Raw genomic sequence first — 12,422 nt, 5'->3', positions numbered from 1 at the left:
GGAATAAGGATGAATAGAAGGGATTTTATTAAAAATACCGCTATTGCAAGTGCTGCTAGTGTTGCAGGACTTAGTGTTCCAAGCTCTATGCTTGGCGCGCAAGAAGAAGATTGGAAATGGGATAAGGCTGTTTGTAGATTTTGTGGAACTGGCTGTGGAATTATGATAGCCAGAAAAGATGGCAAAATCGTAGCAACAAAAGGTGATCCTGCAGCACCTGTAAATCGCGGACTTAATTGTATCAAAGGTTATTTTAATGCTAAGATCATGTATGGTGAAGATCGTCTTGTTATGCCTTTACTTCGCATGAATGAAAAAGGCGAATTTGATAAAAAAGGCAAATTTCAACAAGTTTCTTGGCAAAGAGCCTTTGATGAAATGGAAAAACAATTTAAAAAAGCCTACAATGAACTCGGCGTTACAGGTATAGGGATTTTTGGTAGTGGGCAATACACTATCCAAGAAGGTTATGCTGCTTTAAAACTTGCAAAAGCGGGTTTTAGAACAAATAATATTGATCCAAATGCAAGACATTGTATGGCCTCTGCAGTGGTTGGTTTTATGCAAACTTTTGGTGTAGATGAGCCATCAGGCTGTTATGATGATATAGAACTTACAGATACTATCATCACTTGGGGAGCTAATATGGCTGAAATGCACCCAATCCTTTGGTCAAGAGTAAGTGATAGAAAACTAAGTAATCTTGATAAGGTCAAAGTTGTTAATCTAAGCACTTTTTCTAACCGTACTTCAAATATTGCTGATATTGAAATTATTTTTAAACCAAATACAGATTTGGCTATTTGGAACTACATAGCAAGAGAGATTGTTTATAATCATCCAGAGGCTATGGATACGAAATTTATCAAAGATCACTGCGTATTTGCAACTGGTTATGCTGATATTGGTTATGGTATGAGAAATAATCCAAATCATCCAAAATTTAAAGAAAGTGAAAAAGATACAGTTGAAAAAGAAAATGTAATCACTTTAGACGATGAAGAGGCTACTTCTTTATCTTATCTTGGCGTTAAAGCGGGTGATAAATTTGAAATGAAACATCAAGGTGTGGCTGATAAAAACTGGGAAATTTCTTTTGAAGAATTTAAAAAAGGTTTAGCCCCTTATACTTTAGAATACACTGCAAAGGTAGCCAAAGGTGATGATAATGAGTCTTTGGAAGATTTTAAGAAAAAACTTCAAGAATTAGCTAATCTTTACATAGAGAAAAATCGCAAAGTCGTAAGTTTTTGGACTATGGGCTTTAATCAACATACAAGAGGTTCTTGGGTAAATGAACAAGCTTATATGGTGCATTTTTTACTAGGAAAGCAAGCTAAACCAGGTAGTGGAGCCTTTTCTTTAACAGGACAGCCAAGTGCTTGCGGAACGGCTAGGGAAGTAGGGACTTTCTCACATCGTTTACCTGCGGATATGGTTGTGGCAAATCCAAAACACAGAGAAATTTCTGAAAAAATTTGGAAAGTTCCTGCAAAGACTATCAACCCAAAACCAGGTTCTCCTTATCTTAATATCATGAGAGATTTAGAAGATGGAAAAATTAAATTTGCATGGGTGCAAGTGAATAATCCATGGCAAAACACTGCAAATGCAAATCACTGGATCGCAGCAGCAAGAGAAATGGATAATTTTATTGTTGTAAGTGATTGTTATCCTGGAATTTCAGCAAAAGTAGCTGATCTTATTTTACCAAGTGCTATGATTTATGAAAAATGGGGTGCTTATGGTAATGCTGAAAGAAGAACTCAACATTGGAAACAACAAGTCTTACCTGTAGGTGCTGCCATGAGTGATACTTGGCAAATTTTAGAATTTGCAAAACGCTTTAAGCTTAAAGAAGTTTGGAAAGAGCAAAAAGTGGATAATAAACTTACCTTACCAAGTGTTTTAGAAGAGGCAAAAGCTATGGGTTATAGTGAAGATGATACACTTTTTGATGTGCTATTTGCCAATAAAGAAGCAAAAAGCTTTAATCCAAACGATGCTATCGCAAAAGGCTTTGATAATACTGATGTTAAAGGCGATGAGAGAAAAATTCAAGGCAGTGATGGAAAAGAATTTACAGGCTATGGCTTTTTCGTTCAAAAATACCTTTGGGAAGAATATCGTAAATTTGGCTTAGGACACGGCCATGATTTAGCGGATTTTGATACCTATCATAAAGTAAGGGGTTTAAGATGGCCTGTGGTTAATGGCAAGGAAACACAATGGAGATTTAATACTAAATTTGATTATTATGCTAAAAAAGCGGCTCCAAATTCAGATTTTGCTTTTTATGGTGATTTTAACAAAATGCTTACAAATGGGGATTTAATAGCTCCTAAAGATGAAAAAGAGCACAGTATTAAAAATAAGGCTAAAATTTTCTTTAGGCCATTTATGAAAGCACCTGAAAGACCAAGTAAAGAGTATCCATTCTGGCTTGCAACAGGAAGGGTTTTAGAGCATTGGCATAGTGGAACTATGACTATGCGTGTGCCTGAGCTTTACCGTGCTGTCCCTGAAGCGCTTTGCTATATGAGTGAGAAAGATGGAGAGAAATTGGGCTTAAATCAAGGTGATTTAGTTTGGGTGGAATCTCGTCGTGGTAAAGTAAAAGCAAGAGTAGATATGCGTGGAAGAAACAAACCGCCTGTAGGACTTGTGTATGTGCCATGGTTTGATGAGAATGTATATATCAATAAAGTTACTTTGGATGCGACTTGTCCGCTTTCAAAACAAACTGACTTTAAAAAATGTGCTGTAAAAATTTATAAGGCTTAATTTAGGGTTTTGATTAAATGAAAGGTAGAAGAGAATTTTTCGTTAGTGCCTTTAAGGCTGCATGTTTATGTACAGGGGGTGGATTTTTGGCTAATTTGGCTTTAAAAGCTGATGATAATTATGCCTTGCGTCCTCCTGGGGCTGAAAATGAAGCTAGATTTTTATGCAAATGTATTCGTTGCGGGCTTTGTGTAAAAGCCTGTCCTTATGATACTTTAAAGCTTGCTAGCTTGTTAGATAGTCCAAAAAATGGTACGCCTTTTTTTAAGGCAAGAGAAATTCCTTGTTATCTTTGCAAGGATATTCCTTGCATTAGAGAATGTCCAACTGATGCTTTAGATAAAAAGCATTTAGAGCAGGGTATAGAATCCTTGAAAATGGGTATTGCTATTGTTGATAGTGCTTCTTGTGTGGCACACTGGGGAATTCAATGCGATGCTTGTTATAGAGCTTGTCCTTTGATAGATAGGGCTTTAAAACTTGAGCTTAAACGCAATGAACGCACCGCCAAACATGCTTTTTTACTACCTAGTGTGGATCATGAAGTGTGTGTAGGTTGTGGGCTTTGTGAACTTGCTTGTATTACTGAAAAACCGGCCATTCGTGTTTTACCAAGGGAGTATGTATTGGGAAAAGCAGGATCTCATTATGTAAAAGGCTGGGATGAAAAAGATGAAGGTCGTATAAAAAATGCAGATACTTCAAAACATTTTAATGCTAAAAAAGCAACCAATTATTTAAATGATGGAGAACTGTGATGAAGTATTTAATTGCTAGACGCATCGTTCAGCTTGGAATTTTAGCACTTTTTAGTTTTAAAGCTACAGATTTTATCTTACAGGGAAATTTAAGTTCTTCTAGACTTTTTAATACCATACCTTTAAGCGATCCTTTTGCGGTTTTGCAAATTATTTTAGCAAGCTGGAGTATAGATTTAATGGCTTTAATAGGAGCTTTGATTATATTTTTTATCTATGGTTTGCTTTTAGGAAGGGTTTTTTGCTCTTGGGTTTGTCCTGTTAATTTAATCACAGATTTTGCTGCTTTTGTGCGAAATAAATTAACCCTTAATAATAAATTTTTAATTTTGCCTAAAAATTTACGCTATTTTGTATTAGTCTTGATTTTAATCCTTTCTTTTGTATTTTCATTGCCTGTGTTTGAAAGTTTTTCTTATATAGGAATGATACATAGAGGGATTATTTTTGCTACAAGTTCTTGGATTTTTGTAGCCTTTATACTTTTTTGTATCGATACTTTTTTAAGCCCTAGAGCAATTTGTTCACATTTTTGTCCACTAGGAGCTTTTTATGCTTTTATTTCTCGTTTTGCTTTGCTTAAAATAAAGCATGATAGTGATAAATGCACTAAATGTTATGAATGTATCCGTATTTGTCCTGAAAAACAGGTTTTGTGGATGGTTGGAAAAGAAAGTGCTAGCGTGAAATCAGGAGAGTGTATAAGGTGTGCAAGATGTATAGAAGTTTGCAATGATGATGCTTTGAATTTTAATATTTTTGATTTAAGGAATAAATAATGAAGAAGAAATTGGTTTTATTAGGAAGTGCTGCAGTGGTATTTTTTGCCGCTTGCGCAATGAATAGTGGGGTAAGTTCAGAACAAATTGGACTTAGAAAAGCAAGTTTAGAAAATGAAAATAAAGTAAATTTAGTGGAGGCAAATTTCACAACTTTACAGCCTGGGGAATCTACTCGTTTTGAGCGTTCTTATGAAAATGCACCACCATTAATTCCGCATGCTATTGAAGATTTGTTACCTATAACTAAAGATAACAATATGTGCTTAAGCTGCCATGATAAGGCTATAGCAGCAGATGCTGGTGCAACTCCACTTCCTGCTAGTCATTATTATGATTTTAGACACAACAAAACCACAGGAGATATGATTAGCGATAGTCGTTTTAATTGTACTCAGTGTCATGTTCCACAAAGCGATGCAAAACCTTTAGTGGGAAATAGCTTTAAACCTGAATTTAAAAATGAACAATTAAAAAGTCGTTCAAATTTAATTGATGTGATTAATGAGGGTGTAAAGTAAATAAATGAAAAAATTTCTTTTTATTTTGAGTCTTTTTTGTGTTTTATCTTATGCTTATGAGCTGAAATTAAATGCCAATATAACAGCTTTAAAACTAGATAAGCAAAACTTATATATAGGCACTGATAAAGGTGAAATTTTACAATATAACATTAAAGATAAAAGTTTAAAAGAACTTTTATCTTTGCCAAAGATTAAAAATTATTATGGTGATGATTTTGCTAAAATTTACAACATTGATATTTTTAAACATACACTTTTAATACTTAGCGAGGGTGATTTTGGTGCTAAAAATTTAAGTTTTTATAAGGAAAATTTACAAATCAAAAAGCTCGAAGAAAATAGCATAATAAAAGCATTTTTTATCAATGAAAACACTTATCTTTTGATTTCTATTGGTTCTGAAATAGAATTGATTGATAAAAGTTTAAAAAATATAAAAAAATTTAATTTTTCTCATTCTAGTCTTAATGATGCAGTTTTAAATGAAGATAAGAGTATGCTGGTTGCAGGTTTTGAGAGTGGTGAAGTGGAGCTTTTTGATTTGAAAAATTGGAAGATGTTAAAAAACTATGATAAAATGCATAAAGATAATATCTATCAAGTAGATTTTAAAAATAATGTTATTTTAAGTTGTGGAACGGATAGGCGTATAGGAGTTGTAAAAAATGAAGAGCAAAATTTTTTGCAAAAAGATTTTTTGATATATACTTGCGCTTTAAGTCCTAATGGAGAATTGGCTGTTTATAGCGATAATGAAGCTGGAGTTAGTGAAGTTTTTAGCACAAGTGATTTTAAGCCTGTTAAAACTTTTAATAATGAAAATTTGATGAGTGAGTTTATTATTTTTTTAAACAATAAAGATTTTATCGTTTCAGGCTTTGGTGATAGTATAATGTTTAGGAGTATTGATGAATAATCTTTCTAGTGTTTTGATTTTAGCAAAAGAAGAATATATAAATGATTTAAAAAAGGCTATATCTGAAATTCCTTTTTGTTCTGTAGAACTTTGTGAAAATGAAAAGATTATAGTTGTGATTGAAAGTGAAAATTTAGAAGATGAATTAAACTCTTATAAAATGCTTGAGAAATTGCCAAATATTATCAGTATTAATATGGTTTTTTCTTATCAAGATTTAAATGATGATATCCAAAAAGCAATCAATAGTGGTGCAATAGAAACAATAGAAAAAAATGAAAATGCTGAGAATATTCGCTACTATGGTAGTGTATTTAATCAATTTTCTTAAAGTGTAAAGTATATGGTATTTTTAATCCCATTGCTTATTGTAATTGGTGTTATTTTTGGAATTGATTATGTGTATTTTAAAAATCAAGATTTAAAAGTGCAAGTTAAAAAAGAACAAAAAGAATTAAATTCTAGCTTAGAGAAAGAAAAAAAAGAATATATAGAAAAATTGTTTAAAACAAAATAGACATTAAAAATCATATTATTTTCTTAAAGATAAATTAAAAAGCTTTTTGCTAGAATTAAAGAAAAATTTTAGGAAACAGTGATGAAAAATACAGTCACTGAAGCTTCTATCTATGAGGCTCAAGGGTTAAAAGACGAAGCTTTAGAAATTTATAAAAATATCTTAAAAGAAGATCCAGATAACCAAAACGCTATCGATGCGGTTCGTCGTCTTAGTGGTTTTAGATCCAAGCATAAAGATTTAAACACTCAAATGTTGGATTTTTTTATTAATATGAAAAGCGATGAAGAAATTAATGAATTTAAAAGGTGGTTGATAAAAATATGAATTTGGAAGATTTAGCTAAAAAAACCATTAGCGAAGTTAGCTCTATGATGGAAGAGCAAAGAAGACAAAATGAAATTTTAAAAGAACAAGAATTAAGCAGAAAAACTGAAATAAAAGATGAATTACCACCTATGGAGTTTGTATGCGAAGAACTTGATACTCCGCAAGACTTAGAAGATAAAATTTCTATGGCAAAATTTGAAGAAGAGCAAAAAATACAAAATAATATTGAAATTTCTACTCAGGAAAATAAAGAGTTTAAAAAAGAAGAGCCTTTTTTACAAAGTGAAATTTTAAATCCCAGTGTTATGACAGAGGTTCAAACGCTTAATGAGGATATTTTTTTAAAACATCTTAGAGAGAGAATTTTAGTTCTTTTTGAAGGTTTAAATAGTATAAAAAAAGATGATCTTGAAAATAGATTAAACTTGACCATAAATTTTTTAGAGTTTTTGCTTGCAAATATCGAAGATAAGCTTAAAAAATAATCCCGATTTACAGTTTATTGCTGAGTTTTTAAAGCCTTATACTAAACGAGCGTATTTGGTTGGAGGCAGCGTTAGGGATTTGTTTTTAGGCTTAAAAATTTGTGACTATGATATAGAGCTTTATGATATAAAACCTAAAGATTTTGAAAAGATTATGCAAAAATTGGGCGCACAAGGCTTTGGGAAAAGTTTTTTTGTGTATAAGTTTAAAAATTATGATTTAGCTCTTGCTAGAACCGAAAACAAAATAAGCTATGGACATAAAGGTTTTAAAGTTCAAATTTGCAATGATGAAAAACTTGGCGCCAAAAGACGCGATTTTACCATAAATTCTATGATGATTAATCTTTTTAACGATGAGTTTTTAGATTTTTACGGAGGATTAAAAGATCTAGGAGTAGGCTTTTTAAGGCATATTGATAAACAAAGCTTTCAAGAGGATAGTTTAAGAGTATTAAGAGCGGTAGTATTTGCTTCAAGGTTTAACTTTAAGATAACTAGCGAAAGCTTGAAATTGATGCAAAGTATGGATATAACTGATCTTAGCAAAGATAGGATCAATGCAGAGCTTTATAAATTCTTTAAAAGCCCTAGACTTGATGTCGGCTATAGATATTTACAAGAACTTGGCTTAGAGAAACAGATTTTTGGCTTTGAGAGTGTTTTTAAGAGTTTGGAATTTCAAAATTTACTCAGACAAAGTAGAGAATTTGTAAAAAGTGATGCTTTATTCTTGTATTTGTATTTGAATTTTTTTAATTTAGAAAAAGATATATTTTTTAAAAGAACTAAACTTAAAAAAGAATACCTAAAATACGCAAATCAAGCTTTTTATCTTGATGATATAAGTGATTTTGAACTAGCAAAAATTGCTTTTGAAATGCCTTTGAAGGAATGGCTTGGACTTTGGAGTAAAAAGCGTATTGAACAAGCTAAAAGATTAGGGCTTTATGAGAATAAGTTTGAAAGTAAAATTTTAGCAAAAGATTTCATAAATGCTGGATTTTGTGGTAAAATTCTTGGTTTAAAGCTTCAAGAAGCAAGAGAGAATGAATTAAAAGAATATATAAAAGGTTTAGCTAAATGATTTCTGTATTAAAAATTTGTACCAAAGATCAAAAAGGTTTAATCTATAGAATTTCTGATGTTATTTTTAAATATCATATCAATATAGTAAAAAACGATGAATTTGTAGGCGAAGGAATGTTTTTTTTTCGTGCTCTTTTAGAAGGTGAATTTGATAAAGAAGCTTTTATAGGAACGCTTGAGGCTATGCTTGGACAAGAAGCCTTGATAGAGCTTTGCGAGAAGAGAAAAAAAGATATTGTTGTTTTTGCTACTAAAGAAAGTCATTGTTTGGGAGATTTGCTAATAAAGCATTATAGTAACGAACTTGAAGCAAATATCAAAGCTGTGATTTCAAATCACAACTCTTTAAAGGATTTAGTTGAGAAATTTGAAATTCCTTATCATTTTATCAGTGCTGAAAATTTAGATCGAAAAGAGCAAGAAAATCAGATTTTAAAATGTCTTGAACAATATAAATTTGATTATTTGGTTTTGGCAAAATATATGAGAATTTTATCTCCTGATTTTGTTAGGCATTTTGAAGGTAAGATTATAAATATTCACCATTCTTTCTTACCTGCATTTATAGGAGCAAATCCTTATAAACAAGCCTTTGAAAGAGGGGTTAAAATAATTGGAGCTACGGCACATTTTGTAAATAATAATCTTGATGAAGGTCCTATTATCACTCAAGCTGTTTTACCTGTAAACCATGAATTTACTTGGCAAGATATGCAGCAAGCAGGTAGAAATATAGAAAAAGATGTTCTTTCAAAAGCACTTGATTTGGCTTTTGAAGATAGAATTTTTATACATAATAATAAAACTATAATATTTTAATGCGATAATTTTACTATAGTTTTATTTAAAGCATTAAAAAAATAATCAATATCCTCTTTTTCATGCGTATAATGCAAGCTTATTCTTAACCAACCTGGTTTTGTTTTAAGTTTTTGATTGTCTTTTAAGCCTAGCAAATCATGACCATAAGGCCCAGCACAAGCACATCCAGCGCGTGTTTCTATGTGGTATTTTTTACTAAGTTCGTAAGCGATATCAAAAGGAGAAATTCCTTTGATATTGAAAGCAAAAATAGGTAATCGGGTTTTTAAATTCTTTGCGTATAAAATTAAATTAGGTATAGTTTTTAGTTTTTCAAAAAAATAATCTTTTAAAATTTCTTCTTTTTTTTCTATATTTTTAACCCCTATAGAATCTTTGATTTTAAAAGCTAAGCTAGCACGAATGAGTTGTAAAATTCCAGGTGTTCCTCCTTCTTCTAAAGCTTCTTCATTACAAAGGTAGCATTGTGAAGTGCGAGAAACATAGCCCACAGTTCCACCTGCTGCAAAGCTAGGCTTGTTTCCGCAAAGATCTTTTTTGATGGCTAAAAGTCCAGAACCACCAATACCACCGATTAATTTATGAGAACTTATAAACAACGCATCATAGTATTGACAAGATATGTTTTTATAGGGAATGAAACTAGATGCATCAAAAGCAACTATCCCTTTAAATTTACGAACCATTTCAGAAATGCGTTTGTAATCACTTAGTATCCCAGTAACATTTGAAGCTAAAGAAAAGCTAGCGATTATTTTTCTTTTTTTGTTTTTTTGTAAAGTTTTTTCTAGAAAATCAAAATCAATTTCCCCATTTTTATCCAAGGGAATTCTAATACATTCGCACAAGCCTTCTCGAAATGAAAGTTCATTAGAATGATGCTCATAAGGCCCTACGATAACTAAAGGTAAAGTATTTTTATCAATTTGCGTAAAATATCTTTCTTTTACAAGAGGGGGAATGTAAATGCCGATCAATTCTTGAAATTTTTTAATAGCACTGCTTGATCCTGTTCCGCAAGCTATAAGGGCAAAATTTTCATCTAATGATAAACTTTTTTTTATATCTTTTCTTGCTTGTTCGTAAGTTTGTTGAGTTTTAAAAGAATTCAAAGAGCTATCAGAATGTGTATTTGCATAGGTTGGGAGAATTTTTGAAATTTCTTTTTCTACACATTTTAGAGCTAAAGCACTTGCTGTGAAGTCAAAATGCAAAATACCTTTTTTTAAGATCAATTCTTTTTTTAAATCTGAAATTTGCAAATACAATCCTTATAAAAATTTGCTAAAATTATACTATAAAAATGCTTTATAAAAGGAAAAATATAAAATTTAAGAACTTTGTAGATTTGCATAAGAATTTGTCTTTAAGCAAGCTTTTTGATTTTTATAGTGTGTTTGAAGGTTTTGAAAAATTAAACATTTTAAATTTTGAAGATGATGTATTTGCAAATATAGAGCGAATTTTGCTTGATGATTATCTAAAAATTAAAAGTTATTTTGCCTTGGATGAAACAAGTTCTTACGCTCTTACTTTACTAGCTAAAAACAATCGCAAGCGTTTTTCTATCAATAGAAAAATTCAGCATTTTAAAGCTTTATCTACACTTAAATATCTTTTAGAAACAGGTATAATAAAACTTGAGTATAGTAAGGAAGCTAAAAAAATAAAAGATAAAAGACAAAAAATCAAAAAAGAACTAAGATCTTATGTTGTCCAAGATAAGATTATATTTAGCAACCATTTTACTCGTTTCTTTTTTTATTTTTTAAAGCCCAATGAAAAGCTTATTTTGCAAAATCGTTATAAAGAAGTTTTAGAATGCATTAAAGAAAAATTTGAACTTTATCAAAGTTTTTGTTTTGAACAACTTTCTAGAGAATTGCTTGAGAAAAAATTCAATATCAATGGAGTGCAAAGTTACTGGGATAAGAATTTAGAACTTGATCTTTATTATCAAGATGAAAATTTGTGTTTTGTCGGAGAGGTTAAATTTAAAAATAAAAAAATTTGTAAAAATATTTTAAATCTTTTAAAATCAAAAGCAAAGTCTTTAAATTTGGCTCCAAATTATTACATTATAATCTCAAAAAATGGTTTTAGCAAGGAATTTGATAAAATATGCGAACAGAATTTGCTTTTATTTGATTTGAATGATTTTAAGATTTTATTAGAGGAATGATAAATGAATGAAAGTATTTTAAAAAGTTTAGACTCAAATGAAAAAGAAACCCTACAAAAAGGCTTAGAAAGTCTTATAGAACAAACTTATGTAATAGAAAATGAATACAAAACTTTAAATGAAAACTATAATTCCTTACGTGCAATGGTTGATGAGATTATAGAGGTATTGCCTAGTGCGCTTTGGATTTTAGATAAAGAAAAAAATATTATTTTACAAAATCAAGAAGCCTTGAAAAATCCAAAATTACTTAGTATCATTAGTCTTGAAAAAATTCGCGATGAGCTTGAATTTGAAGGTAGGTTTTATGCGGTAAAAATCATAGCACATAATGAAAAAACTATAGTTTCAGCTACAGATATTAGCGATGAAAAACGCAATGAAAGGCTTGCAAGCATGGGTAGTGTAGCGGCTCATTTGGCACATGAGATAAGAAATCCTATTGGATCTATATCTTTACTTGCTTCAACCCTTTTTGCTCGTAGTGAGCTTAAAAATAAGCATATAGTTCTTGAAATCCAAAAGGCTATTGCCAGAGTAGAGCGTATCGTAAATTCAACTTTACTTTTTACTAAGGGTGTGCACATCAATGCTTTAAATTTTAATCTTTTAGAGTTAAAAGAAGAGTGTGAAAGCGCCATTAATTCTTATAATTTCACTTCTCAAATAGACTTTGAAATATCTTTTTTGGATAAGCAGATTTGTGCTGATAAAGCTCTTCTTGGTTTGGTTTTGCAAAATTTGATTTATAATGCTATTGATGCGATAGAAGAAAGCGAATGTGAAAAGCCTATGATTAAAATTTTAGCAAGTTGTGATAATGAAAAAATATGCATCAGAGTGTATGATAATGGTTGTGAAATAAAAGATGAGAAATTGGTTTTTGAAGCTTTTAAAACAACAAAACTTAAAGGCAATGGGCTTGGCTTGTCTCTTTCTAAAGAAATTATAAACGCTCATAAGGGAGAGTTAAGTTTTCAAAGCGATCCTAAGAATTTTTATTTTACCTTACCTTTGGTGTGATAAATATTTTCTTTTCACCCCAAAACGGAACAGATCTTGCTTATATTATTTTAATATATTTAGGTTGAAGGCAGAAAAATCTAAATTAAGGAATTAATATGAGTATCTTTAGCATCAATGATAACTCAAACTATGGTTCTATACTTTCACAAGCAAAAGCTAATAAAGAAAGTAAAGAAAATTCTAAAATAAGTTTTGCTAATGCTTTTTTAA

General features: G+C 30.6%; 14 protein-coding genes and 1 pseudogene. 14 read left to right on the top strand and 1 reads right to left on the bottom strand.

Annotated elements, in window-relative coordinates:
• Positions 1-9 precede the first annotated feature (9 nt).
• The 11 genes from napA (at position 10) to purU (ending at position 9,001) form a co-directional block, all read left to right on the top strand.
• A complete protein-coding gene (gene napA / locus ELQ11_RS08005) occupies positions 10-2,784 on the top strand; it encodes a periplasmic nitrate reductase subunit alpha (RefSeq protein ID WP_002881717.1) in 2,775 nt (924 codons plus the stop codon).
• 17 nt (positions 2,785-2,801) lie between these two features.
• On the top strand, positions 2,802-3,542 hold the full coding sequence (gene napG / locus ELQ11_RS08000; protein ID WP_126219647.1) for a ferredoxin-type protein NapG: 741 nt from the start codon (positions 2,802-2,804) through the stop codon (positions 3,540-3,542).
• Positions 3,539-4,321 carry a quinol dehydrogenase ferredoxin subunit NapH gene (gene napH, locus ELQ11_RS07995; RefSeq protein WP_072223483.1) on the top strand — a complete coding sequence of 261 codons (783 nt, stop codon included), beginning with the start codon at positions 3,539-3,541 and terminating at the stop codon, positions 4,319-4,321. The genes napG and napH overlap by 4 nt, the downstream gene beginning before the upstream one ends.
• Positions 4,318-4,842 carry a nitrate reductase cytochrome c-type subunit gene (locus ELQ11_RS07990; protein ID WP_010891887.1) on the top strand — a complete coding sequence of 175 codons (525 nt, stop codon included), beginning with the start codon at positions 4,318-4,320 and terminating at the stop codon, positions 4,840-4,842. Before napH ends, ELQ11_RS07990 begins: the two co-directional genes overlap by 4 nt.
• Positions 4,843-4,846: 4 nt before the next feature.
• Positions 4,847-5,761, top strand: a complete 915-nt coding sequence (locus tag ELQ11_RS07985) for a WD40 repeat domain-containing protein (protein ID WP_052859197.1) — start codon at positions 4,847-4,849, stop codon at positions 5,759-5,761.
• Positions 5,754-6,092, top strand: coding sequence for a chaperone NapD (locus ELQ11_RS07980; RefSeq protein ID WP_002867967.1), 339 nt, complete (start codon positions 5,754-5,756; stop codon positions 6,090-6,092). The genes ELQ11_RS07985 and ELQ11_RS07980 overlap by 8 nt, the downstream gene beginning before the upstream one ends.
• Before the next feature lie 12 nt (positions 6,093-6,104).
• Positions 6,105-6,278, top strand: coding sequence for a Sec-independent protein translocase subunit TatA2 (gene tatA2 / locus ELQ11_RS07975; protein WP_002876097.1), 174 nt, complete (start codon positions 6,105-6,107; stop codon positions 6,276-6,278).
• A 78-nt stretch (positions 6,279-6,356) separates the two neighbouring features.
• Positions 6,357-6,605, top strand: a complete 249-nt coding sequence (locus ELQ11_RS07970) for a tetratricopeptide repeat protein (RefSeq protein ID WP_002859818.1) — start codon at positions 6,357-6,359, stop codon at positions 6,603-6,605.
• On the top strand, positions 6,602-7,093 hold the full coding sequence (locus tag ELQ11_RS07965; RefSeq protein WP_134225237.1) for a 2-oxoglutarate:acceptor oxidoreductase: 492 nt from the start codon (positions 6,602-6,604) through the stop codon (positions 7,091-7,093). Before ELQ11_RS07970 ends, ELQ11_RS07965 begins: the two co-directional genes overlap by 4 nt.
• Complete coding sequence (locus ELQ11_RS07960) at positions 7,062-8,180, top strand: CCA tRNA nucleotidyltransferase (protein ID WP_134225236.1); 1,119 nt, start codon at positions 7,062-7,064, stop codon at positions 8,178-8,180. The genes ELQ11_RS07965 and ELQ11_RS07960 overlap by 32 nt, the downstream gene beginning before the upstream one ends.
• A complete protein-coding gene (purU, locus tag ELQ11_RS07955; RefSeq protein ID WP_002866915.1) occupies positions 8,177-9,001 on the top strand; it encodes a formyltetrahydrofolate deformylase in 825 nt (274 codons plus the stop codon). Before ELQ11_RS07960 ends, purU begins: the two co-directional genes overlap by 4 nt.
• On the opposite strand, the gene ELQ11_RS07950 is transcribed toward purU, so the two are convergent.
• Positions 8,998-10,272, bottom strand: coding sequence for an aminotransferase class V-fold PLP-dependent enzyme (locus ELQ11_RS07950; protein ID WP_079745973.1), 1,275 nt, complete (start codon positions 10,270-10,272; stop codon positions 8,998-9,000). The two genes, purU and ELQ11_RS07950, sit on opposite strands and share 4 nt — an antisense overlap.
• A 35-nt stretch (positions 10,273-10,307) precedes the next feature.
• Between ELQ11_RS07950 and ELQ11_RS07945 the strand changes: the two genes are divergently transcribed.
• The 3 genes and pseudogenes from ELQ11_RS07945 to ELQ11_RS10340 form a co-directional block, all read left to right on the top strand.
• A complete protein-coding gene (locus ELQ11_RS07945; RefSeq protein WP_079860914.1) occupies positions 10,308-11,186 on the top strand; it encodes a DUF234 domain-containing protein in 879 nt (292 codons plus the stop codon).
• Positions 11,187-11,189: 3 nt separating this feature from the next.
• Complete coding sequence (flgS, locus tag ELQ11_RS07940; protein ID WP_134225235.1) at positions 11,190-12,209, top strand: fla regulon two-component system sensor histidine kinase FlgS; 1,020 nt, start codon at positions 11,190-11,192, stop codon at positions 12,207-12,209.
• A 98-nt stretch (positions 12,210-12,307) separates the two neighbouring features.
• A pseudogene (locus tag ELQ11_RS10340) lies at positions 12,308-12,422 on the top strand (flagellar biosynthesis protein FlgG); the annotation flags it as partial.

This window comes from Campylobacter sp. US50a, assembly GCF_004379015.1.
In the GTDB taxonomy this organism is placed as follows: Bacteria; Campylobacterota; Campylobacteria; order Campylobacterales; family Campylobacteraceae; genus Campylobacter_D; species Campylobacter_D jejuni.
Note: the sequence above shows the minus strand (reverse complement) of the source record. Positions and strands in the feature narration are given on the sequence as shown.

Coding starts and splice junctions, on each gene's coding strand:
- ELQ11_RS07980 (WP_002867967.1), top strand. CDS start 5,754: ATGAATAATCTTTCTAGTGTTTTGATTTTAGCAAAAGAAGAATATATA.
- tatA2 (WP_002876097.1), top strand. CDS start 6,105: ATGGTATTTTTAATCCCATTGCTTATTGTAATTGGTGTTATTTTTGGA.
- purU (WP_002866915.1), top strand. CDS start 8,177: ATGATTTCTGTATTAAAAATTTGTACCAAAGATCAAAAAGGTTTAATC.
- napG (WP_126219647.1), top strand. CDS start 2,802: ATGAAAGGTAGAAGAGAATTTTTCGTTAGTGCCTTTAAGGCTGCATGT.
- ELQ11_RS07985 (WP_052859197.1), top strand. CDS start 4,847: ATGAAAAAATTTCTTTTTATTTTGAGTCTTTTTTGTGTTTTATCTTAT.
- ELQ11_RS07965 (WP_134225237.1), top strand. CDS start 6,602: ATGAATTTGGAAGATTTAGCTAAAAAAACCATTAGCGAAGTTAGCTCT.
- flgS (WP_134225235.1), top strand. CDS start 11,190: ATGAATGAAAGTATTTTAAAAAGTTTAGACTCAAATGAAAAAGAAACC.
- ELQ11_RS07945 (WP_079860914.1), top strand. CDS start 10,308: ATGCTTTATAAAAGGAAAAATATAAAATTTAAGAACTTTGTAGATTTG.
- napA (WP_002881717.1), top strand. CDS start 10: ATGAATAGAAGGGATTTTATTAAAAATACCGCTATTGCAAGTGCTGCT.